Annotated in this window: 18 protein-coding genes; 16 read left to right on the plus strand and 2 right to left on the minus strand. The window is 53.6% G+C overall.

Annotation, left to right across the window (positions count from 1 at the left end; genetic code table 11):
* The first annotated feature begins 121 nt into the window (after nucleotides 1-121).
* From CJP46_RS03775 to CJP46_RS03800, 6 genes are all read left to right on the plus strand, one after another.
* Nucleotides 122-3412 (plus strand): sugar-binding protein, encoded by a 3291-nt coding sequence (locus CJP46_RS03775; RefSeq protein WP_179281020.1) that lies wholly within the window; start codon nucleotides 122-124, stop codon nucleotides 3410-3412.
* Between the two features lie 248 nt (nucleotides 3413-3660).
* Nucleotides 3661-5292 (plus strand): response regulator transcription factor, encoded by a 1632-nt coding sequence (locus CJP46_RS03780; protein ID WP_179281021.1) that lies wholly within the window; start codon nucleotides 3661-3663, stop codon nucleotides 5290-5292.
* Nucleotides 5293-5304: 12 nt separating this feature from the next.
* Nucleotides 5305-7080, plus strand: a complete 1776-nt coding sequence (locus CJP46_RS03785) for a sensor histidine kinase (RefSeq protein WP_094594252.1) — start codon at nucleotides 5305-5307, stop codon at nucleotides 7078-7080.
* 144 nt (nucleotides 7081-7224) lie between these two features.
* On the plus strand, nucleotides 7225-8151 hold the full coding sequence (locus tag CJP46_RS03790; RefSeq protein ID WP_373557953.1) for a carbohydrate ABC transporter permease: 927 nt from the start codon (nucleotides 7225-7227) through the stop codon (nucleotides 8149-8151).
* The gene (locus CJP46_RS03795) at nucleotides 8148-9026 is read left to right on the plus strand and encodes a carbohydrate ABC transporter permease (protein WP_094594253.1); all 879 of its coding nucleotides are present in this window, start codon (nucleotides 8148-8150) and stop codon (nucleotides 9024-9026) included. The genes CJP46_RS03790 and CJP46_RS03795 overlap by 4 nt, the downstream gene beginning before the upstream one ends.
* 109 nt (nucleotides 9027-9135) lie before the next feature.
* The gene (locus CJP46_RS03800) at nucleotides 9136-10578 is read left to right on the plus strand and encodes an ABC transporter substrate-binding protein (RefSeq protein ID WP_256992172.1); all 1443 of its coding nucleotides are present in this window, start codon (nucleotides 9136-9138) and stop codon (nucleotides 10576-10578) included.
* Nucleotides 10579-10667: 89 nt separating this feature from the next.
* On the opposite strand, the gene CJP46_RS03805 is transcribed toward CJP46_RS03800, so the two are convergent.
* On the minus strand, nucleotides 10668-11504 hold the full coding sequence (locus CJP46_RS03805) for a sulfurtransferase (RefSeq protein ID WP_094594254.1): 837 nt from the start codon (nucleotides 11502-11504) through the stop codon (nucleotides 10668-10670).
* Between the two features lie 519 nt (nucleotides 11505-12023).
* On the opposite strand from CJP46_RS03805, the gene CJP46_RS03810 reads away from it, so the two are divergent.
* From CJP46_RS03810 to CJP46_RS03820, 3 genes are all read left to right on the plus strand, one after another.
* Nucleotides 12024-12830 (plus strand): sulfite exporter TauE/SafE family protein, encoded by an 807-nt coding sequence (locus CJP46_RS03810; RefSeq protein ID WP_094594255.1) that lies wholly within the window; start codon nucleotides 12024-12026, stop codon nucleotides 12828-12830.
* A gap of 89 nt (nucleotides 12831-12919) precedes the next feature.
* Nucleotides 12920-14269, plus strand: coding sequence for a beta-N-acetylhexosaminidase (gene nagZ, locus CJP46_RS03815; protein WP_256992173.1), 1350 nt, complete (start codon nucleotides 12920-12922; stop codon nucleotides 14267-14269).
* Nucleotides 14270-14406: 137 nt separating this feature from the next.
* Nucleotides 14407-14787 carry a hypothetical protein gene (locus tag CJP46_RS03820; RefSeq protein WP_094594256.1) on the plus strand — a complete coding sequence of 127 codons (381 nt, stop codon included), beginning with the start codon at nucleotides 14407-14409 and terminating at the stop codon, nucleotides 14785-14787.
* Nucleotides 14788-14929: 142 nt separating this feature from the next.
* Here the strand turns inward: CJP46_RS03820 and CJP46_RS03825 are convergent, their stop codons facing one another.
* The gene (locus CJP46_RS03825; RefSeq protein ID WP_094594257.1) at nucleotides 14930-15829 is read right to left on the minus strand and encodes a DMT family transporter; all 900 of its coding nucleotides are present in this window, start codon (nucleotides 15827-15829) and stop codon (nucleotides 14930-14932) included.
* A gap of 142 nt (nucleotides 15830-15971) precedes the next feature.
* On the opposite strand from CJP46_RS03825, the gene CJP46_RS03830 reads away from it, so the two are divergent.
* The 7 genes from CJP46_RS03830 (at nucleotide 15972) to CJP46_RS03860 (ending at nucleotide 23903) form a co-directional block, all read left to right on the plus strand.
* The gene (locus CJP46_RS03830; RefSeq protein WP_094595053.1) at nucleotides 15972-16880 is read left to right on the plus strand and encodes a LysR family transcriptional regulator; all 909 of its coding nucleotides are present in this window, start codon (nucleotides 15972-15974) and stop codon (nucleotides 16878-16880) included.
* A gap of 97 nt (nucleotides 16881-16977) precedes the next feature.
* Nucleotides 16978-17457, plus strand: coding sequence for a MarR family winged helix-turn-helix transcriptional regulator (locus CJP46_RS03835; protein ID WP_094594258.1), 480 nt, complete (start codon nucleotides 16978-16980; stop codon nucleotides 17455-17457).
* A gap of 16 nt (nucleotides 17458-17473) precedes the next feature.
* On the plus strand, nucleotides 17474-19330 hold the full coding sequence (locus CJP46_RS03840) for an ABC transporter ATP-binding protein (RefSeq protein ID WP_094594259.1): 1857 nt from the start codon (nucleotides 17474-17476) through the stop codon (nucleotides 19328-19330).
* 9 nt (nucleotides 19331-19339) lie between these two features.
* Nucleotides 19340-20044: a response regulator transcription factor gene (locus CJP46_RS03845; protein ID WP_094594260.1), complete on the plus strand. Its 705-nt coding sequence runs from the start codon at nucleotides 19340-19342 to the stop codon at nucleotides 20042-20044.
* Nucleotides 20041-21045 carry a sensor histidine kinase gene (locus tag CJP46_RS03850; RefSeq protein WP_094594261.1) on the plus strand — a complete coding sequence of 335 codons (1005 nt, stop codon included), beginning with the start codon at nucleotides 20041-20043 and terminating at the stop codon, nucleotides 21043-21045. Before CJP46_RS03845 ends, CJP46_RS03850 begins: the two co-directional genes overlap by 4 nt.
* Nucleotides 21046-21223: 178 nt before the next feature.
* On the plus strand, nucleotides 21224-21997 hold the full coding sequence (locus CJP46_RS03855; protein WP_373557954.1) for an ABC transporter ATP-binding protein: 774 nt from the start codon (nucleotides 21224-21226) through the stop codon (nucleotides 21995-21997).
* A complete protein-coding gene (locus tag CJP46_RS03860) occupies nucleotides 21972-23903 on the plus strand; it encodes an FtsX-like permease family protein (RefSeq protein WP_094594263.1) in 1932 nt (643 codons plus the stop codon). The genes CJP46_RS03855 and CJP46_RS03860 overlap by 26 nt, the downstream gene beginning before the upstream one ends.
* Nucleotides 23904-23934 lie beyond the last annotated feature (31 nt).

The raw sequence follows: 23934 nt of genomic DNA on the forward strand, positions 1-23934 counted from the left end.
CCCCGACTCGACTCGGGCGTAAGAAAGGGGAGAAGGATAAGGAACGTCATTATGGGGAATCACGATCGAAATGAATTTGGACGAGCACACTTACACGACAATAAAAGGAGGAAAAACCGGAATGAGAAAACGTATCGGTATTCTCGCTTTGACCATGCTGTTTTACGTCTTTCCGACAGCGTCCTTTGCCGACGACAAGATGCCTGAAAGCTACGCCATCTTGGGTACGACCTTACAATCCTCGTTAATGAACGTTGAGACGATCGGTGGCCCGGTCAAGGTCATTACGCAGCTCGGGCAGGAGGGATGGGAGATTAATCCGGAAGAAAGTCCGGGATTCCTGCGCGTAAACGTTGACGACTCCTATATTTATGGCGGAAACAACCTGGTGGAAGTCGATGTGAAATATTTCGATGACAGTACGGACGGGACGTTTACCGTGGCCTATAATTCAATCGAAACGACATGGAAGGAATCGGACACGGTCCATTTGACGGGCACGAAGCAGTGGCTGGTACATAAATTCATCCTGGACGATGCCAAATTTGCCAACGAATCGGAGGGCGCCGATTTCAGGGTCGCCATCTGGGCTCCTTCGATGGGCAAGAGCCCGAAGCCGATTACGATTGGCTCAATTTCAGTCGAGAAGCTGAAACGTGTGACGATGACCGCTTCGTCGAAGAAAACGGGCAATATTTTTGACTATAAAGAGAAGCCGGAGATCGATCTAGCATTTACGAACGAATTTACCCAGAAGAAGAAGCTGTCGGGCACCTATCAAGTCCTTGACGTCAACGAGCGTCCTGTAAAGAACGGCAAGTTCTCTTTGTCCACGGATGCGAACGGCAAGAAAACGGTTGAAAAGTTGAAGTTGGACGTGAAAGACAAAGGCGTATACACGCTGATCGTTGATGCAACGGATGAGGAAGGGATGACCCAAATTCATCAAGACGTTCCGTTCAGTGTCATTGAGCAATCAAACCAAACTTCCGTGATCCCGAGCAGCATATTGGGGGTTCAAGCGCATATGGCCTGGGGAGGCATCTACGATGCGGCGCAGCTCTCGCCCTTGTTGAAGGATATCGGGGTTCGCTATACGAGAGATGAATACTACTGGAGCGAAGTGGAGAAAACCAAAGGGGTCTATACGTTCCCCGAGAGCTACGACAAGTATCTGGATACGGAAATCAAAAACGGCATCGTGCCGCTTATCGAGCTGAACTTCGGCAACCCCATGTACGACGGCGGCAAAGCGCCGCATTCAAAAGAAGCGATCGAAGCTTACGCCAATTATTGCAAAGCGGTCGTTGCGCATTTGAAAGGCAAGGTGGGCTATTTCGAAATATGGAACGAATGGAACGGCAGCTTCGGGGACGGCCTTGGCGTTGCTGAATATTATGCGCTTCAGAAGGAAGCATATAAGGCCATCAAGGAGGCCAATCCGCAGGCGACCGTATTGGCGGGCGCGGTAGCCGCTTCCGACTACGGCTGGCTGGAGCAATTGTTAAAAGCAGGCGGCGGCGATTACATGGATGTGATATCCTTCCATCCGTATACAGCAGCCGGACCGGAAGGCGCCAAATTCGCGGAAACGATGCTCCGCGTCAAAGAATCGTTCAAGAAGCTTGGTTTCGAGAAGCCGATGTGGATTTCGGAAGTGGGCTGGAGCGCGGGCAATTATGGCGAGCTTAAGCAGGCTGCTTTCGCGACGCAGGTCAAAACATTGCTGCTTGCGCACCCGGGCGTCGTCGATAGGATTTTCTGGTATGATTTGCTGAACGATGGCATGAACGCAGAAGATTACGAAAGCAACTTCGGCTTGCTGAGCCAGCGGGGACCTTACTCGGCTAAGCCGGCATATGTGGCGTTGGCAGCTAATGAGAACCTGTTGTCTGGCGCGAAGTTCGTGAAAGAATATCAACTGGACGATAACCTCCGGTTGCTGAAATTCCATCGCGACTCCGACAATAAGGACATCCTTGCCGCATGGACCCGATCCAAGCAGCAGACAATCGGATTGAATACCGGCAGCGATAAACTGCAATCCGTCGATTTATTCGGAAATCCAACGGATATGATGACCGTTCATAACGTGTTGACGGTCACCTCAACGGAGGAGCCCGTGTATTACGTAGGCAATTTCAGCGATCATCTGTCTCTGACCGAGCCGTTATTCCAAGCAGAGAATGAAGAGATCAATGTCGTGGCCGGCGATACCGTAAATGTAGACATCACCCGATCTGCCGCAGGCTCTGAAATCGCAGGCTCCTATCACGTGGATTTGCCCGCAGGATGGACGCTGGTGAACGGCGGCAAGTTCAATAAAGGGGTCGACGCCGACGTGTTGACCATCGCGGTACCTGTAAACTGGCAGCGCGATGCCGAATCGATCGGAATTGAGGCCCAAGATGGAAAAGGCAAAAAGATCGCGCAGTTCAAGATCAACGTCAAGAAGATCAAACCGATTGATGTTACGGTCACCATGAAGCCGGTCGATGCGAACCATTTGAACGATTGGAAATTATCGATCGGCATTCAAAACCATTATTCGAATCGGTCTTTGCCTGCAGGAACGCTTCGTCTGCTTCAACCGGAGAATTGGGCGAGCAAGACGGAACCCGTGTCCTATCCGGCGATTAACCCTGGTGAAACGCAAGTTATCGATCTGCCGGTTCCCGAGAACGCGATCAAGGATGGCATTTCGGTGAAAATCAGTGTGCAGCCGGATGCCGGCGATGCGTTTGAAATCAATCAAGTGATCAACGATTTGCGCACGGCGGTTCGGGATCAGTCCCCAATGACGATCGACGGGAACATGACAGACGAAGAGTGGGGAAATGCCCCGGTCGGGGTCATCGATACGGCAGCGCAAGTGGATGGCATCACGGATTGGCGGGGGCCTTCGGATTTAAGTGCGGAATTCCGTACGAAGTGGGATGCCGACTATCTCTATTTAGCATTCCGCGTGACCGACGACGTGCACCATCAGCCGTACACGGACGGCAGCACATGGCAGGCGGACGGCATTCAAATCGGAATTGACCCCTGCAGAATCAACGGCGCTGGTTCCTGCGGCTACAACGAGCTGGGATTCGCCTTGAACAACGACGGATCTGTGCAGAACTATCGCTGGATCGCCGTACCAGGGAAGTTCACTGGAGTACTCACCGAAACGAAAAATGCGATTCAAAGGGTCGGCGATAAAACCGTCTATGAAATGGCGATTCCATGGTCTGAGATCTTGCCGGATGGCATGACGCCTCATGAAGGACTGGATCTCGGCTTCTCTTTCCTGGTTAACGATAACGACGGTCAGTCGCGCCGCGGTTGGATTCACTACGCGAACGGAATCGGAGATGCCAAGGATCCAAGTGAATTCGGGGATCTGACGCTGGTTGACCTCGAAAAGTAAGACAACTGCTTCAAATGGATATATCACGATGAAAATCAAAGTCCGTCTGGGATGCGCCCCGCTCCCAGGCGGACTTTTTTTCATTGCAGCCTATCAAAAGTTCCCATATAGTAGGATCATTAATAGGTAAGCGCATACACGGATTCGTCACAAGAACCGTAGGATCCATCATCGACCCGAGCTGTAGCTGATTTTACAATAATAGAACCTCTTCATTCTTCACTACACATAAGGAGATGAACGCTCAATTGTATACTGTTCTAGTCGTTGACGACGAAGCGATCGTGTGCCGGGGCATCAAAGCCTCGCTGGAAGCTTCAGGTCTGAATATCACCCAGGTGCTGACCGCGTGGAACGGCTACGAAGCACTTGATTACGTTCGCATGGAATCCGTCGATCTTGTTCTGACCGACATTCAGATGGACGGGATGAACGGGATCGAGCTCATGGAGTCGATCTTGTCGGAGAAGCCGGAAATTCCGGTCGTGGTCATATCGGCGCATGATGAATTCGGATATGCCCAGAATTGCATCCGTCTCGGAGCAAGGGATTATCTGATTAAGCCGGTGCTGCTCGATCAGCTTGTTCAGGTGGTTGGCCGTGTGCTATCAGATCGGCATGAGAAATACAAGCGGATCGTCGAAGATTCGCTCAGGCACAAATTTTCGTTGACCGGCATGACTTCAATCCGGACGTATATCTTGAATGAAGTGATCGCGGGGTCTCTGATTCCTTCGGATGACGATCCCTTCCTGTTCGAACAGATCGAGGTTAAGCTTGCGGGACCTTACTTTGCCATGTTTGCCGTGGAGCTGCTCTGGGAAAGCGCTGGTCGGGAAGGCGACGCAATCAAGACGTTCCGCGACCAAAATTTAATGAAGTACGCAGCGTACAACATTATCGAGGAGACCACCTCGGATTGGAACGCGGTCACGTTCTTCGGACAAGGAAATCGGATTTATACGATCCTGCAATTCGGCGGTGAGTCCGACAACCTGCCGGACAGGTCGGAGCATGTTACTAAATTGAACCTGCTCGCGACAACCGTAGCGAACAATATCTCGCACTGCCTGCGCATAGAACCGGTTATCGGCGTCAGCCCGCCGCGTTTCGGCCTACAGCAGCTGCCCGCATGCAGCCGGCAAGCTGTGGAAGCCGCGAAGTGGCGCAGTTTGTACGATACGCACAACGTGTTCTACGCCGAAGACTTCTCGATGAAAGAGGCGTTCATTCGCGTCGATTGGCAGGAGAAGACCGAACGATTCATCGAATGGATGAAGACGGGCCGCAGGGACGAAGAACGGCGTGAAAACATCCTTCGCTTCATCTCGGGCATGGCTCCCGTGTTTGATACGTACGAATCAACGACAGGCATTGCCCTTAGCATCGCCTATCGAGTGTACGCCATGCTGCTGGACATGAAAGAGACGGTAGGTGAACGCTATTTGGCACTCGATCCGCTCGATTATTTTCAAGGCCACTTGTCAGGAATCGCGATAAAGCCGCGCTTGGAGTTGTTCCTTACCGAAGCGGCTGCGCTCGTCCAGACCTCCATGGACGACCGTGATCGCGTGATCGTGCAGCAAGCAGTGGAGTATATTCGCCGGACGTTCCGGAACAAAGGATTGAAAATTCAAGATATCGCGGATCATGTTCATTTAAGCCCGAATTACTTAAGCTATCTGTTCAAGCGAATCGCCGGAGAGACCGTTTGGGAATTCGTGACGGCGCTGCGCATGGAAGAGTCCCGGCATTTGCTGCTCAGCACATCCAAGAAACGCTATGAAATCGCGGACGAAGTCGGTTATGAGTCGCCCGAGCATTTCAGTCGAATATTCAAACGCTTTTATGGGGAAAGTCCAAATACCGTCCGTCAATGAGGGTGACTGCCATTGTTCAGACTTACGAAATCACACAGCTTAATGAAAAAGGCGTTGTTATTCGTTGTCCTGCTCATTATCGTCCCGATGCTGCTCATCTTCTGGATCGCTTCGAACCAAGCGAACCTGACGATCAAGCAGCAGGTGGGAAAGGCGTTCTTCGAATTAAACCGGCAAAACCACGCCACGATGGACAGGGTACTGGAATCTATTGACGAAATATCGGTCACACTCCTCAGCTCGAAGCTCGTACAAGCGTGGAACGACGACGAGAGGCTGCCAGACCAGGAACTTGTGCAGCGATACGTGGCGACGGAGAAGCTGCTCGCCGACTATTCTTCGCAGGTGAAGTATTCTCTTTTCGTCATGACAGACCGGCCGTCGGATTACCAATTTGCCCCATCGACCAACGTATCGAATTCCGGCGTGTTTTTCGTGCGGGATTTTGATGACATCCCCTGGCTGAAAAACGCTGTTCAGGCGGACGGAGCCGGATCGGTGGCACTCGTCGACCATTTCGGATTTAATCAGAAGCCGCGTTTAACCATGGCGTACACAAGAGCCGTAACTGATATATCCCGGACGCGGAAGACGATCAGCGTGCTGGTCGCCACGGAAATCGAGAACAAGCTCGAGACGGACATGAACGCTTTTGCACTGCCGGCCGGAACGGACGTATTTCTCGTAGACTCAGAAGGAGAGGTGCTGGCAGGGACCGATGCAACAGGTTCCCGCTTCGTCGACCCGCACAGCGGAAACGAGCTGGTTCCTGGCGTGTCGCTGACCAAGTCGCTGATGATCATCAGTCATGACAGCGCGGCTTACAATAACCGCTTGGTCTACGAGATTCCACTAAGCGAGCTCGTCGGTACGCATAATGAGGTGCAGGAAATTATCAGAATTTCCGCGATCGGTTATTTAATCGTGATTCTGATCTTTTTCTTCTATATGGGGAGGTCGATCCTGTGGCCGATGGCGAAATTGGCAAGATATTCGAAGTCGTACGAACCGGGCGAAGAGATGGCCAGCTTCGCTGAATCGGACCGGAAGGATGAAATCGGATTCGTGTATCGTTCCTTCCACAAAATGACGCAGCGGTTAAACCAGCTCATTCAAGAGAAATATTTGATGGAAATCAAACAGAAGGAATCCGAGCTGATGCTGATGCACTCGCAGATCACCCCTCATTTGCTGTACAATACGCTGGACTCCGTTTACTGGTACGGCATTCAGGGCGGCGTGCCTGAAGTGGCTCATATGGTACGCGACTTGTCGACGATGCTGCGCATCGGCTTAAGCAAGGGACAAGAGATTATTACGATCCGGGAGGAACTGAGCCATGTCGAGGCGTATTTGCATCTGCAAGAGAAGCGCTATCAAGGCTCGTTCCAATTCCATATCCAGATGGAACCCGGCGCCGAGGATTATCGGCTTCCCAAAGTGCTGATCCAGCCGCTCGTCGAGAATTGCATACTGCACGGAATCGGCAAGATGGATGGAGAAGGGGAGGTTTGGATCGACATCCGTACGGCGGAAGGATTGCTCCTGATTACGGTCGAAGACAACGGATTCCGTCCGGTCGATTTGCTGAAAATCGAAGCGCTCCTGTCCGGCAACGCCAATCCTGAGAAGGGATTCGGGATCCGCAATGTGCATCAGCGCATCCAATTACGATTCGGCAGCGATTTCGGACTGTCATACTCGGCGCGGGAGGAGGGCGGAACGAGCGCGTTGATCCGGCTGCCCGCCGTCCGTACGGAAAGCGAGATTGCCATCTATGTAAAATAACCGGGAGAACCGCCCTAGAGCGGTTCTTTTCTTTGCCTGCGAACCTATGAGAATGCGTCACACGATCCGGAGGTTACATCATGTGCATATGGAAGGGTGTCTTATACAATTAGATCCATATTCCTATTCATCAAGGGAGAGGATGTGGCAAGGTTGGCAACACGTGCATTAGAACATCTAGAAAGGGGAGGCGTCATCCGGCGGCCAAGGAAGTTCAGGGAGTACATCTGGGGTATCGCGTTTTTGTTCCCGGCTATCGTCGTGTTCGGACTGTTTCTGTGGACGCCGATCGTGAAGGGCATCCTCTACAGTTTCCAGAACGTCGACTTCGTGCTTGGCAACTCGTTCGTCGGCTGGGACAATTACCGCGAGGTGCTGACGAGCAGCGACCTGGGCATCGCTGTCCGCAATACGCTCTTTTATATGTTTCTCGGCGTCATCATCGGTTTTTGGGTTCCGAGCCTCGTGGCGATTGCCATTTCGGAGCTACGGCGGATGCAAGGCTTGATGCGGTTATTCGTTTATTTGCCCAATATCGTGCCTGCGGTCGCCCTATACGCCATGTGGATGTGGATGTACGACCCGCTTGGCCCGCTCAATCAGTTACTGTCCTGGTTCGGCATCAACGGTATCAATTGGCTGACCGATAAGCATTGGGCGATGTTCTCGATCGTGCTTGCTGAGACATGGCAAGGCTTTGGCGCTTCCGCGCTGATCTATCTTGCAGGCATCGTCAGTATTCCGAAAGATTTATATGAAGCGGCCGAGATTGACGGTGCCGGCGTCATGCAGCGCATTTTGCATATTACGATCCCGGGGATTCGGCACTTGTACTTGCTGCTCTTTATCCTGCAGCTCATCTCGACGTCCCAAGGCTTCCAGACGCAAGTCGCCTTGACCGGTGGCGGGCCGAATAACGCGACGTTGACGTACATGTATCAGATTATCAACCAGGCGTTTACCAATCTCAATTACGGCAAGGCTTCGGCCATGGGCGTCATGATGTTTGTAGCACTGACGCTGTTGTCGACCGTTTTGTACCGCATCCAGGGAAGGAGTCCTAAAGCATGAGCAAATCCGTACGTGAACGGAGTATCGTATCATCATTTGATTTGAATAAAATACCCGTCAAGATCGGCTACGGATTCATGGTGCTCGCGCTCCTGGCGATCGCCGTTGCCATGCTGTACCCGTTCGGGATGACGGTCTTCGGATCGCTAAAGACGCGTGAGGAAATTTTCGTCTTTCCGCCGACCTATTTCCCGCACCATCTGGCTTGGCACAATTACTCCGAAGGATTTGCCTATGTCAATATCGCGCGAGCGTTCGGAAATACGCTGATCCTTTATGCGGGCAACGCGGCTTCCGCGCTGTTGATTCCTGGATTGGCCGCGTTCAGCCTTGCGCATATGAAGATTCCGTACCGAAAAATCGTCACGATGTTCTTCATGAGCACGCTGATGATTCCGAGCGCAACGTACCTGATTCCGAACTTTCTGAACCTGAAGAGCCTGGGTCTGCTCGATTCATATTGGGCGTTTTGGCTGCCCGCGGGCGCTAGCGCGTTCAATATTTTACTGCTGAAGAGCTTTTTCGACGGCATCAACAAGGAACTGTTCGAAGCTGCGCGCATCGACGGTGCATCGGAGCTTCGCTGCTTCTTTAACATCGCTGCACCACTCTCATTGCCGGTCATCTCCACGCTGCTGATCTTTGCTTTCACGGCGACATGGAATGACTGGTATTGGCCGTCGCTGGTCCTGTCCGCGAAGGAGAAATATCCGATTTCCTCGTTGGTTTATTATGATATTGTTACCGCCCAGAAACTGACTTGGAACGTCAAATTCAGCGTGCTTACGGCCATCATGATTCCACCGCTGATCTTTTTCCTTATTTTTCAAAAAAATATTATGCACGGTTTGAATATCGCAGGCGTCAAAGGGTGATTCGGTGAATCGGTCATAACAATCCTTTGAATCCGTCATCGAACATCGATTTCATTCCCGGTATGATGATCCTGTCATTATTATCAGCTCTCGAAAGGGGAAAAACATATTGAAAACCTTAAGGAAGAACGCCTTTCTGGCACTGCTCGGGCTATCACTTATGGTTACGGCTTGCAGCAGCGGCGGCAGCAGCACCAAAAATGAACCGGCAAGCATCACCCAGGCAAAAAGCGGCGACCAAACCAACGCATCCGGCAACGATACTTCGTCTGAAGCCAAACCGATTACGATGACCATTCAGTATCCGAAGCCCGACTCGCCGGAATCCATCGATTTGGAAGAAAGCAAGATCAAACGATTCCAAGAGAAGTATCCAAACGTAACGATCAAGAAGAACGACTGGCATTATTCGCCGAGCGAAATTGGCATCAAGATGGCCGCTCACCAGGCGCAAGCCGAATTTAATACGTTCGCTACAGAAGGCAAAACGCTTATGGAGCACCAATGGGCAGCGGATCTTGCGCCTTTCATGTCCACGTATGAGCACGCGAATGACTTTAACCAGAAGCTCCTAGACCCGCTAACCATCGATGGCAATTTGTATGCGATTCCTACCGACGGGTATATCATGAGCGTCATGATCAACAAAAAGCTGTTCGAGGCGAAGAATGTTCCGCTGCCAACGGCGGAATGGACATGGGAAGACTTCTACAACGCAGCGAAAGCCACGGCTGACCCGGCGAAAGGAATCGCAGGATTCGCCATCATGGCTAAAGGCAATGAGGGCGGGTGGAACTGGACCAACCTTCTGTATCAAGCCGGAGGCCAGGAGGAAAACGTGGCAGACGGCAAGGTGACGTCGGCGTTCAACTCCGATGCAGGCGTGAAAGCGATGGAATTTCTGCAGAAGCTCAGATGGGAAGCCAACGCGTTGCCGCAAAACTGGGCGCTGAATATTAGCGACACGTACAATCTGTTTAAGCAGGGGCGGGCGGCAATCGTATTCGGACAAGACATCGAAGGGGCTGTCAATGAAGCTGGTATGAAGCGCGAAGACCTGATGGTGCTGCCGATGCCTTCCATGGAGAAAGGCGGGGATCACGTCGGCGTTATGGGCGGCAATTACCTCGTGATCAATCCGCAGGAATCGCCGGAAGTGCAGCAAGCCGCGTTTAACTATGTGACACTGGACTATTTTAACCAAGGCGGTCTCGACGAATTGAAACGTGTCCTGGAAGACCGAAAATCGAAGAGCCAAATTTATTACCTGGATCCTACAGGCGTGTATTATAATTCGGAATCCGAATACGGTCAGAAAGTGAAAGAAATTTTGGCGCAATACCCTGAGACGGTATTCACCCGGGATGAGCAGTCGGTTGCGGTAGCGAAAGGACACCCAGAAGCGGTGTATAACGCGCAAGATTACTACGCTGCGATTACGACGGTGATGCAGGCCGTTCTTTCCGACAAGAACACCGACGTCAAGGAACTCTTGGACAAAACGGCCAAGAAGTTCGACGCGGAAGTGCTCTCCAAAGTGAAAGCGAATTAAGGATCAACCCCTATTATTTTGAGCCCGTTGGCTCGACATAATGAGGAAATACAGTAAATAAGCCCGCGTCCGACGCGGGCTTATTCCTTTTAATCTTCCCCCGTAGCAATCGGGTTTTCGCTGTACGAAATCCAGTCGCTCCAGCTTCCTGCATACAGCCGGACATCCGGATATCCCAGCTCGGTCAAGGCAAGGACGTTCGGGCATGCTGACACGCCCGAGCCGCAGTAGACGATAATCTCATGGTCTCTCGGTACGTCCTTATAGTAGTCTTTGAGCTCTTCGAGGGATTTCCATTCCCCGTTGTCCTGCAGAACGCCTTTCCAAAACTTGTTCTTGGCGCCGGGAATATGGCCCGCGGTATGGTCGATCGTCTCGTTCAGACCCAGGTAGCGGGAGGACTCGCGCGAATCCAGAATCACGATCGAAGGATCCTTCATCGCCTGGCGGACGTCTTCCAGATTTACGAGCTTTTCGGGATGCACTTCAGCCGTAAAGGTCGATGGGACTCGGACTGGCTGTTCCTTGCTGACGGGGTAGCCTGCATCCTTCCATGCACTGAAACCTTCGTTCATGACGAACGCTCTATCATGCCCCATATAGCTCAACAGCCACCATAGGCGCGAGGCGTACAGCCCGCCCTGATCGTCATAAGCGATGACCCGGGTTTCACGGTTAATGCCGATTTTCCCCAGTTTTGCGGCAAGCTCACCGGTATTGGGCAGCGGATGCCGCCCGCCATGCTCACCCACAGAGGAAGACAAATCCTTTTCCAGGTCAAGGAATACCGCTCCCGGGATGTGGCTCTCCTCATAGGAAATTCTTCCGACATCAGGCTGTCCCAGCATGAACCGGCAGTCGACGATCGTCACATCGGGCTCGTACATCCGGGCAAGCACCCAAGCTTTGTTTACTAATACGCTCATTTAGCACACCGCCTTAATTCAATGATGATATCATGAATGGAATATTGTTCTATTATACCAGCGGAGCGGGAGGGTTGTCTCTCTAATCGGTTTCTTCAGCACAGCCAAGTATGTTATGATAAACCCGCTGTGGACGAGCCGCTATACATAAAAAAACGGCTCAGATATATTCCCGGCTGGGGAACTATCTGGCCGTAAGTATCAGTGCCCGAAAGCACGGGCCTGTCATCATTTATGGTAAACGATTCTCACATGGAGATGGGTGTAAATCTCTTCCGTATAATGGTCATTCGGACAGCTCTTGATGACGCGCAGGTGATCTTTGCTCGAAATTAAAGGCTCAGAGCATGAAGGGCAGCGGTCTACAAACAAGCTTTTTAATTTCGTAAACAAGCTTATTCACCATCCTATTCCCATTGATTTACTTGGGTTTATTATAAACGCTAATGTTTCATTCGTATAGTGTTAATTTTGAGTTTTTTGCTGCGAACTATTCAGTCATCCAGAGGTGTGTAGTAGATGGATTTAGCAGGACATATCGTTATGTTTATCATCGGGCTGGCAGGTTCCTTTTTCTCGGGATTGCTGGGCATCGGGGGAGCCATTATCAATTATCCGCTGCTGCTCTATGTGCCGGAGCTTTTTGGCGTAGAGACGTTCAGTCCGCGGCAAGTTTCCTCGATCAGCATGATCCAGGTATTTTTCTCGTCCTTGGCGGGAATGCTGGCTTTCCTCAGACAGAGCCGGAAAGAGAAGCCGCTGATGCACAAAGGGCTGATTATGAACATGGGCGCGAGTATTCTGATCGGCAGTTTGGGAGGCAGCCTGAGCTCGGCCTATCTGCCCAGCTCGAGCATCAATATTATTTACGGAGTGCTGGCCGTGATTGCAGCCGTCTTGATGATGATTCCGGGAAGAGGTACTCAGGAGGAGGTTCAGCTGGCATCGGTGCATTATAATCCGTGGATTTCCTCGGTTTCCGCCCTGCTGGTGGGCGTCGTCTCGGGGATTGTCGGGGCAGGGGGATCTTTTATTCTGATTCCGATCATGCTGACCCTGCTGCGGATTCCGGTGCGGGTGACGGTGGCTTCCTCGCTGGCGATCGTGTTTATCTCAGCCATCGGCGGCGTATCCGGGAAAATAGCCGGCGGGCATATCCCATTGTGGCCCACCTTGTTTACCGTGCTTGGGAGCATCCTCGGCGCACCGGTGGGGACGATGGTCAGCCGCCATCTCAACGTCAAATCTTTGAGAATCGCACTCGCCGTCCTGATCGCAGCCACGGCCGTAAAAATTTGGTGGGGCATTATCGCGGCAGGTGCATAGTAGCGCCTGAGACATGTATATTTCTCCGCCCCAAGTCAATGATGAACAAGCAGGAAGAGCTTATCCCAGAAAGGAAGGACGTGAAGGCTATGCACAAGCTGCTTCGAATCAGCATGGCATGCGTGATGACCGTCATGCTCGCATCCGGCTGTTCCGGAACCCACGGAGGAAATAACTCAGCTGGACAAACGGGTGCAAACGGACAACAGGAAGCCGGAGGGAGCGGTGGGCCGAATTCCACGGCAAATCAAGGCGGGGATTCGTCGAGCCCGCCGGCGGGCAGCGGCCAGGAAGCGGGTACGGGTTCGAATCCGGGAGACTCAGGCACAACTCCAGACGATCCGGTCCTTAAGCAGCTGAACCAGCTGACGACCGAAGAAAAGGTCGGCCAGCTTGTGCTGGTGGGTATGGATGGAACCGCAACAAGTGAAGAAACCCGTGAACTCGTGCAGAAGTATTACGTCGGCGGTTTTATTTTCTATAAAAATAACATCGACAGCACGAAGCAGGCACTGAGCTTGTTTAACGGCATCAAAAAGGACAACCAGGGCAACCCCGTGCCGCTGTGGATGAGCGTGGACGAGGAAGGAGGCCGGGTGTCACGGATGCCGGACGAATTCGTCGACATGCCGACTAACCGGGCGATCGGACGGAAGGACAGCACGGATTTGTCCCATGGAATCGGGCAAATCCTCGGCCGGGAGCTGGCCGGCTTTGGACTGAACATGGATTTTGCGCCGGTTCTGGACGTCAACAGCAATCCGAACAATCCGGTGATCGGGGACCGGTCCTTCGGCGACGACGCCGAACTGGTCTCCCGGCTCGGCAAGGCTACGATGGAGGGAATCCGTGAGGAGCGTGTGGTGCCGGTCGTGAAGCATTTTCCGGGGCATGGCGATACGTCCGTTGACTCCCACATCGGTCTGCCTGTCGTAAATCACGACTTGGCGAGATTGCGGAAGCTGGAGCTCGTACCGTTCCAGGCTGCGGTGAAAGACCAGGCGGATGTCGTCATGATCGCGCATCTGCTGATGCCGAAGCTGGATAAGGACCACCCGGCCTCCTTCTCCAAAGCGGTCATTACGGATCTGCTCCGCAATGAGCTGGGCTTCAAGGGCGTCGTCATCTCGGATGACATGACGATGGGGGCGATCGACAAAAATTACAGCATCGGCAAAGCCTCGGTCGGGGCCATCCTTGCGGGCGGAAACATCATTCTCATTGGTCATGACTACGCCAAGGAGAAGGAAGCCATTCAGGCGCTGACGGACGCTGTAAAAGACGGGACGATTTCCGAAGAGGTGCTCAATGACCGGGTATACGCCGTTCTTAAGCTGAAGAATGCTTATGGAATCACCGACGAACCGGCAGAAGGGCCCGATGTGGACCAGATTAACAAGGACGCCCGCAGTCTACTGGGCAAATACGGATTGAAATAGAGTTGGTCATCCGGGTGATAGAGAACAAATGGGGATAGCTCCAATATCACAGGTCGAAGAATGTTGAGACAATAGCACGGGGCTGAATGACAAGCTTGGCATATACTATTCTATCTTCAGGGAAAGGGATGAGAGATATGCCAACATTTGATAGTATTCAGGTGACGGGTAATGCCACGATCGGTCAGGATTTGCAGGTCAATGGCAACGAAACGGTCATGCAAAATTTCAACGTGCTGGGGAATCAAACGATTACCGGGTCCTCGCTGATCAACGGCAGCCAGACGGTTTCCGTTAATATCGGCGCCGGCAGCACAGTGAGCGCGGCGTTCCGAATGGTCGCGCAAGCCCAGCCGACCGTACCGATGGGCGGTTCCACTCCGCAGCTGGTCCATTTCTATGCGGCGGTTATGCCCAGCCAGCCCGGGCTTGTCCTTAAGGGTACGGACGGTAACAACTACGTGCTGTTCGTTGACGTTTCGGGCGGAACGCCAACGCTTGCGCTGATGCTCGCGTAAACGAAATGATAAGTTGAACGGATTGGCATATGGACCGGGTCCAGTCGACATGAAAAAAGGCGCCGCCTCTGATGGAGAGGAGCGCCTTTCTTCATGTTCTTATGTACGTTTATTGCTTAACGCATCCGGATCCATAGGGAAGTCATCCGGCAGCTTCGCGGCGCGGCTGCTTTTTCCGCCTGATCAGCTTCCTGACGTCGAGCTCGGATAGGGCAACGCCGAACAGAACGAGACCGGCTCCGGCATACCCTTGGACAGACAGCGTTTCGTTCATGAACAGCAGTCCGAAGGCGGCGGCCACGACCGGCTCCAGCGCAAAGATGAGTCCGGCTTGCGTCGCGGTCGTATACTGCTGGGCCATGGTCTGCAGGATAAACCCAAGCGCGCTGCACACGAGGCTGAGCGCCATCACCGCAATCCAGCCGGGAATGCTGCCGGGCAGGCGTGGTGTCTCCCACAGCATCGTGAAGACGAGTCCGAACGCGCCGGCAAAGCCGAGCTGCCAGATGCCGAGGCAGAGCGGATCCGGCGTTTTTTTGGCCGCATGGCCCGTCAGCATCATGTGGACGGCGAACAGCAGGGCGCCAAGGATGCACCACAGATCTCCGGGCCCGATGCCGGATTGGGGCCGCAGCGTGAGCAGGCCGATTCCGGTCATCGCCAGCAGGACACCCAGAACGAGCCGCTTGCTTGGCATGTTTTTGCCGAATACGGCCGAGAGGATCGGCACAAAGATGACCGTCAGACTCATCAAAAAGCCGGCATTGGACGTGGACGTTCCTTGAAGCCCCAGCATGATGGAGGCAAACACGCCGAACAGGATGAAGCCAAGGAGTGCGGAATGCTTCAGGACGGAGGCGTCCGTACTGCGGCGAAGCCTGCCTGCAAAGAGGCAGCCGGCGGCGATGAACGCCAGCCCGAACCGGAGGGCGATCAGGTTGAAAGGCTGAACCGAATCCAGCCCCATTTTCATAAACAGATAGGAAGAGCCCCAAAAAAGGGTTACGATCATAATCATGACATTTGCTTTAAATGGTTTCATGGAATGGGGGACCCTGCCTTTTCATGATCAAACTTGAGAAACAGCTTTCGCCTGATCCAGTATACGTGGTATTTTAAAATAAGAAAATTGAATGTTTTGAATGTAAAACATGAGCAAAATTAATGAAAAAAGGGTGGCGAAAGTGAGCCTGATTAAATATGAAGTGTTTCACAAAGTGGTGGAGCTCGGGAGCCTGACAAGAGCCGCCGAAGTGCTCGGTCTGACCCAGTCGGGCGTCAGCCATGCCATCCACAGCCTGGAGACGGAGTTCGGCTTCACCCTCCTGACACGAAACCGCTCCGGAGTTCGCCTGACTGATAACGGGGATCGCGTTCTCGCATTCGTGCGGGAGATGATGCAGGTGCAGGAGCGGCTGAAGCAGGAAGTGGCAGCCATTAACGGGCTGGAAACCGGTACCATCCGGATCGGAACCTTTACGAGTATATCGGTGCAGTGGCTTCCGGGGATTATCCGCGATTTTCTGGCCAGCCATCCCCGGATCGACGTGAACTTGTATGAAGGGGATTACCATGAGATTGAGGAATGGCTGCTCAGCGGCGAAATCGACTTCGGGTTTGTGTCAATGCCCACGCTGGATTCCTTCGAGGTCATCCCGTTAAAACTGGACCGGATGCTGTGCATCCTCCCCCCGGGCCACCGGCTGGAAAAGGAGACTTGCATACGTTACGGCGACATTGCCAATGAGCCCTTCATCATGCCGAAGGAAGGCAGCGATTACGACGTCCGGCGGGTGCTGCGCAAGGGAAGGGTCAAACCGCCGGTCAAATTCCGGGCGGCCGACGATTATGCGATTGTGGCGATGGTAGAAAACGGGCTCGGGATTAGCATTTTACCGGAAATGATCCTCCGGGGAAGACGGAACGAGGTGGTGGCGCTGGAGCTCGAGGATGGAAGCTGCCGGTCGCTGGGAATAGCCCTGAACGCCACGAAGAACGTCTCACCGGCCACGCGGAAGATGATCGATTGCGCCCGAAGCTGGCTTACCGATGGAGCCTTGGCGGCAGTTCCGAAACCCCATAGGGGAGATTAACGTATACACGGGTGGACGCGCTTGAATTTGACAAGAACCATCCGGACGGTATAATTCATAGTTATTGTTTCTTAAGGAACAAAGTAAGGGGGATACGATGACGCAGGATGAAGAGCTGAGCAATTTGTTTAACCGGGTCTCGGAACGTCATGCCATCATTAAAAATATGGAAGAGAAACGGTTGTTTCGGTTCATGCGCGAAAATAGCTTCCTGGAGGTACACTGCATTGATCTGATCGACCATTTGGAGGATCCGAACGTAACGAAGCTGTCGAAGGCGCTGCGGGTCACCCGGGGAGCCGTCAGCAAAACGACGAAGAAGCTTATCCAGGACGGGCTGATCGAAAAGTATCAAAAGCCAGGCAATAAAAAAGAAATTTACTATCGGATGACCGAGGCCGGAATGGAGCTTCTGCGCGAGCATGAGGAGATGCACCGGGCAAGAGTCGAGCGGGACCGTACGTATTTCAGCCCGCTGACAGGTGAAGAGAAGCAGCAGATGATCGACATGCTGAAGAGAATGTATGGGGAAATTTCCGAAGACCTGAAGAAAATGGGTCTGGACAATATCATTTAAAGGAAGCGGTGTAACGATGACGGAACATCAACCTGCAATCGGCGGGGCTTCGAAAGAAGCAGCCGCCCCGAAAGGAGACTGGAAGGCGTTCATCCGCCTCGTGATGCAGACGAGACCGTCGAAGTGGCTGCTCGTCGTAGCCTCTGTGCTGAGCGTCATTTCGACACTGGTTAGCCTGATCGTCCCGTATTTTACGAAAAACCTGGTGGACAGCTTTTCTGTGGAATCGATCCGCCCGGAGCAAATCGTACTGCTGGTCGTGACGTTCGTCCTGCAGGCCATTGCCGGAGGCGTCTCGATCTATTTGCTGAACCGGCTGGGCCAGGAGGTGGTGGCCAAGCTTCGGGACAAGCTGTGGAGGAAGCTGTTGACGCTCACCATTCCCTACTATGACAACAACCGGACCGGGGATACCGTCAGCCGGATGACCAATGATACCGCGGTGCTGAAATCGCTGGTGTCGGAGCATGTGACCGGTTTTTTTAACGGCATCATCTCCATGATCGGTTCGATCGTCATTTTGCTGCTCATGGACTGGCAGATGACGCTGATCATGCTCGCGGCCATTCCGGTGGCTTCGGCGGTACTGGTACCGCTCGGGCGGACGATGCTGAACATATCACGGAAAATGCAGGATGAAACCGCCTCGTTCACGGCGGTGCTGAACCAGGTGCTGTCCGAGATCAGGCTGGTCAAAGCCTCGAACGCCGAGGACCGCGAAGAGCGGGTTGGGCGGCGTTCCATCGAGAGCCTGCTCTCGCTCGGCATACGCGAGGGCAAAGTGCAGGCGTTTATCGGTCCGATCATTTCACTGGTCATGATGGGCCTGCTCGTCGTCATTATTGGATACGGCGGCATGCGTGTATCCAGTGGAGCGCTGACCGCCGGGGAACTTGTGGCTTTCATCCTGTACTTATTCCAGATCGTCATGCCGGTGAACCAGATTACGGCGTTTTTCACGCAGCTGCAAAAATCCGTCGGCGCAACCGAGCGCATCGTCGCCATTTTGGAGGACGAGCAGGAGGATGTCATGCAAGGCCGTACGCTGTCTGATGCGGCTCAACCCATCGAGGCGGAGAATTTGTCGTTTGCTTATAGCGGTGATGGCAAGGCCGTACTCCACGGTTTGAACTTCACGCTTGTACCCGGCAAGGTGACGGCCGTCGTTGGGCCAAGCGGAGGCGGGAAAACGACGCTGTTCTCCCTGATCGAACGCTTCTACAAGCCGACCGGCGGCACCATCCGCATCGGCGGGGAAGAGATCAGCGCCTTCTCGCTGCATTCTTGGCGCAGCCGGATCGGATATGTTCCGCAGGAGAGCCCGATTATTTCCGGCACGATCCGCGATAACATCTGTTACGGGCTGGACCGGAAAGTGACGGACGAAGAAGTGGAACGCGCGGCGCATATGGCTTACGCCGATATATTTATTCATGAGCTGCCGGACGGATACGGCACGGAAGTGGGCGAGCGCGGGGTGAAGCTGTCCGGCGGCCAGCGCCAGCGGATTTCGATCGCCCGGGCGTTGCTGCGGGACCCGCAAATTTTGATGATGGACGAGGCGACTTCGAGTCTCGACAGCAAGTCGGAAGTATTCGTCCAGAAGGCGCTCGACAATTTGATGAAGGGCCGGACGACGCTGGTCATTGCTCACCGGCTCTCGACCGTCGTCGATGCGGATCAGATATTGTTCATCGAGAAGGGCCGTATCACCGGAAGCGGGACGCACCAGGAGCTGTTCGAATCGCATACCATGTACCGCGAGTTTGCCATGCAGCAGCTGCGCATCGGGGAAGAGCCGCAGGCAGGGGAACTGCCTGGGCCGGCGGCCGAACCCGCCCTGAATCTTCCACAGGCGGCGGAAAGGAAATGAGGGATCACATTGTTTCGCATATTTATCATTGAAGATGATGCCAAAATCTCATCCATGCTGAAGACGCATGTGGAGAAGTACGGGTACGAAGCGGCGGTGCTGGAGGATTTCGACCGGGTGATGGAACGGTTTGAATCTTTCCAGCCGCATCTGGTCCTGCTGGACGTCAATCTTCCGAAGTTTGACGGATTCTATTGGTGCCGGCAGATCCGGCATGTGTCCACATGCCCGGTTCTGTTCATTTCGGCGCGCGACAGCGAAATGGACCAGGTAATGGCGCTGGAAAACGGGGCGGACGATTATATGACGAAGCCTTTTGCTTACGAAGTGGTGATGGCCAAAATCCGCAGCAGCCTTCGCCGGGCTTACGGCTCATACTCCGGCAGGCAGGAGGAGCGCAAGGTGGAGGAGCCGGGCGGCCTGGCACTGTATCCGGAGCGGTTTATTCTATCATCGGCCAGCGCCAGCGTGGAGCTGACGCAGAAGGAATCGATGCTGGTCGAAGCGCTGATGAACCGGGCCGGCCGTGTCGTCAGCCGCAACCGTCTGCTGGACCTGCTGTGGGAGGATCATCACTTTATTGATGACAACACACTGAACGTCTATATGACCAGACTGCGCAAGAAGCTGAAGGAGCTGGACATGGAGGAACGGATCGAAACGGTGCGCGGTGCCGGCTACGTGCTCCGCATCTTGGCAGAGGGTACGCCGTGAGGCTGTTCCTGAAAGAGCACATCCCGCTTCTGATCGTATACCTCGTGCAGATCATCCTGGTCGGAACGCTGTTCTGGCTGGGTTCTGAAAGCCATTCCCTCTCCATCTCCCTGTACAGCGCCGTCCTGATTACGGTTCTATTATTCGTATATCTAACCTATAGGTATTTGAGCCACCGCCGTTTATACCGGCGGTTGTCGGAGACAGCTGGGACGCTGGACCAGTCCCAGAACGAAATCGGGGAGACCCCGCTGGCCGATGCGCTGCATGAACTGCTGGAGAATCAATTTCAGCTGTATCAGAATGAGCTCTATGATACCAGGCAGCGGCTTGCGCTTCATACGGCTTTTATCAACCGATGGGTGCACCAGATGAAGACGCCGATCTCGGTCATCCAGCTGACGCTGCAGGATCTGGACGTGGATGGCGAGGTAGAGGGCAGCCTTCAGGAGGAGCTCGACAGGCTGCGCAAAGGATTGGAGATGGCGCTGTATACATCCCGGCTCGACCGGTTTGAGCATGACTTTCGGGTGGATGCTATTCCGCTGCGCACCGCCGTTCAGGAGGCCGTGGCCGACAACCGGCGGTGGTTGATCCGAGGCCGTCTCGTGCCGGACATCCGGATCGATGAGGAGATGGCTGTATACTCAGACGCCAAGTGGCTGCATTTCATGTTGGGTCAGGTGATTACGAATGCAGTTACGTATTCGGCCGGCCGCGGAGAGCGCGTAGTGTTTGCTGCCAACCGGCGTGAATCGGAAACGGTTCTGGAAATTACGGATCAAGGGGTTGGCATCCGGCCCGAGGATTTGGCGCGGGTGTTTGAGCCTTATTACACAGGAAGTACGGGCCGGAACTATCACGAATCGACGGGGATGGGGCTGTATCTGGTCCGCGAGGTGTGCAGCCGGCTGGGTCACCGCGTGGAGATCGAATCGGTACCGGAACAGGGAACGACGGTAAGATTCATTTTTGATGCGCCGTTACGGTCACCTATCTAGCCGCCGCAAAAAGGGAGAGGGCGCTTTGATGAAACGTCATGGCGTCCTTTTTGCGGTGCTGTCCGAACATAACCTTACGAAGGTTTAAGATTAGCGTAAGACGAATCCATAGTTTCGGCTGCGGGTCATGCTTTACAGTAGAGGTATCACAGACGACAGACAAGAAAGGAGCATTCCTGTGACGGATATATTGAAAGTGACCGGCCTGAGCAAGGTCTATCCGGGCAAAGTGACCACCCGAGCATTAACGAATATTCAGCTGACGATCAAGCAAGGCGAGTTTGTCGGCATCATGGGGCCTTCGGGAAGCGGCAAAACGACGCTGCTGAACATGGTCTCCACGATCGATGCGCCGAGTTCCGGAGAGGTGCTGATCAATGGGCAAAATCCCCACAAGCTGAAGAAGAAGGAATTGGCGGGATTCCGCCGGCGCCAGCTGGGCTTTGTTTTTCAGGACTTCAACCTGCTTGATACCCTTACCGTGGCCGAAAACATCGTGCTTCCGCTAACGCTGGACCGGGTGAAGCTGCCGGATATTGATTCGCGGCTGGTGCAAATTGCGGACAAACTTGGCATTACCGATATTTTGAACAAACGCACGTATGAAATCTCCGGCGGACAGCGGCAGCGTGCTGCCATCGCCAGGGCCATCATACCGTCGCCGTCCCTGCTGCTCGCCGATGAGCCGACCGGTGCGCTGGATTCGGCCTCCTCCCGCAACGTGATGGAAACGCTGGAGAAGCTGAACGTGTCCGATCGCGTGACCATGATGCTGGTAACGCATGATCCCCAGGCCGCAAGCTACTGCCACCGGGTGGTCTTCATTAAGGACGGCGAGCTGTCGGGAGAAATTCACCGGGGAGAAAGCCGGCAGGCTTTTTTTCAAAAAATCATCGAGATGCTGTCTTTCCTGGGAGGTAACGCACATGAGCTTTCCTCAATTCGCGTTTAACAACGTCAAGCGCAACGCCAGGGCTTATTTCGCTTACTACCTCAGCAGCAGCTTTATGGTGATGGTGTTTTTTACGTATGCCTTGTTTATTTTCCATCCGGACATCAACAAAACCGAGCTCGGCCACACGACGATGCTGGTCATGATGATCATGGAGTACATCATTTACATCTTTTCATTTCTGTTTGTGCTGTACTCGATCGGGGCTTTTCTTAAGGCGAGGAACAAGGAGTTCGGCATCTTGACGATTCTTGGGGCGGAACAAGGCCAAATCAGCCGGCTGGTCTTTATCGAAAATATGATCATCGGCGCTGCGTCCATCGTGACCGGAATCGTGAGCGGCCTCATTCTGTCCAAGCTGTTTCTGCTGCTGAGCGCAAAGGTCGTGGGCATGGATAAGCTGGGACTATACCTTCCGATCAAAGCGGTGCTGCTGACGGTCGCCGCTTTCGCCCTGCTGTTTATCGCCATCTCGGCTTTTACGCTGGTCCTGATTCGCCGTAATCATGTTCTGCATCTGCTGCAAGGGTCGAACCGGCCGAAAACCGAGCCGAAGGCGTCCATCCTGATTTCCTTGTTCGGTATTGCCCTGCTGGCCGCCGGGTATATGTCACTCCATGTGAATTTGGCGCTCGCGGCGGTGACGGGGATTGCGGGGACGTATTTCTTTTTCACGCAAATTACCGTGCTTGTCATGCATCTGCTTAAACGCAGCCGCAGATGGGTGTGGAAGGGAACGAACCTGATCTGGATTTCGGAGATGGCCTATAAGATGAAGGACAATGCCAGAGTGCTGTTCATGGTGACGGTCGTCACGGCCATTTCCTGCATGAGCGTCGCGTTCGTGATGTCCATCAACGAGACGAACAAGGATAATTACAGGGCGAATCCGTATGCAATCCGGCTTTCGGTGTATGACGACACCAGCGTGAAGGGGGATTTGGCGCTGATCGACCAATCGCTGAGCAGTCAAGGCATAACCTATCAGACGATTCGCACGGAGCAATATTATACCGTGGTGGAGGAAGGTACCTCTTCGGTTTCGGTCATGCCGCGGTCCATGTACAACCAACTGGCGGAAAACTTCGGTGCGCCGCAGGTCGGCGACCTGCAATTGCATCAAGCGGTGCATGTTATCCCTGCCACGGAAGTATCGCGAACGCGTCCGGGCTGGTACGATCTCAAAAAGATCACTTTGAGGGATACGAAAGCTGATCTGGATATCACCGGCACGATCAAGCCTGACGTCAACGTGTCGCCTACCGTCTCGGATACGCTGGTCATTTCGGATGCGGAATTTCAGGCGCACAAGAAGCTGCTGTCCTCCGGACCGGAGTCATACCGGATCTTGGGCAGCGTCGTGTATTTGATTCCCGAATGGTCGACAGGAACCGTTCCTGCGGAGGGAGATCCGGAAATCACGATCGGTATGAAGCTGAAACAGGAAGGGATCGACAGGGAACTGAGCGACCAATCCAATAATATCATCAGTGCTCGGGGCGGGGATTACTTCGGTCTGCGGCAGTCCTTCTCGATGATGAGTTTTGCAGGTATTTTTATCACGGCAGTCCTGTCCATGTCCTCGGCCAGCTTCCTATACTTCAAACTGCATCATGAGCTGACGCAGGATGAGCGGATGTACCAGGCGATGTCCAAAATCGGATTGAAGGTTCAGGAAATGAGCCGCGCCGCAACGCTGCAGATTGCCGCCCTGTTCTTCGTTCCGATCGTGGTGTCGGTCATTCAGACCCTTGTCGTACTGAATGCCGTCCGCAAGGACTTTGGGGTCGGGGAAGTGAATACGTCCGTTCTGATTGCTTCGATCGCTTTTGTCATCGTCCAGATGGTGTACTTCCTGATCGTGCGTTCGCGTTATGTCCACAAGCTTAAGCGAGTGATGGTGTAGCGTGAAGAAAACCGCTTCCTTTCCGGCATAT

This window comes from Paenibacillus sp. XY044 (assembly GCF_002257645.1).
Lineage (GTDB): Bacteria > Bacillota > Bacilli > Paenibacillales > Paenibacillaceae > Paenibacillus_AQ.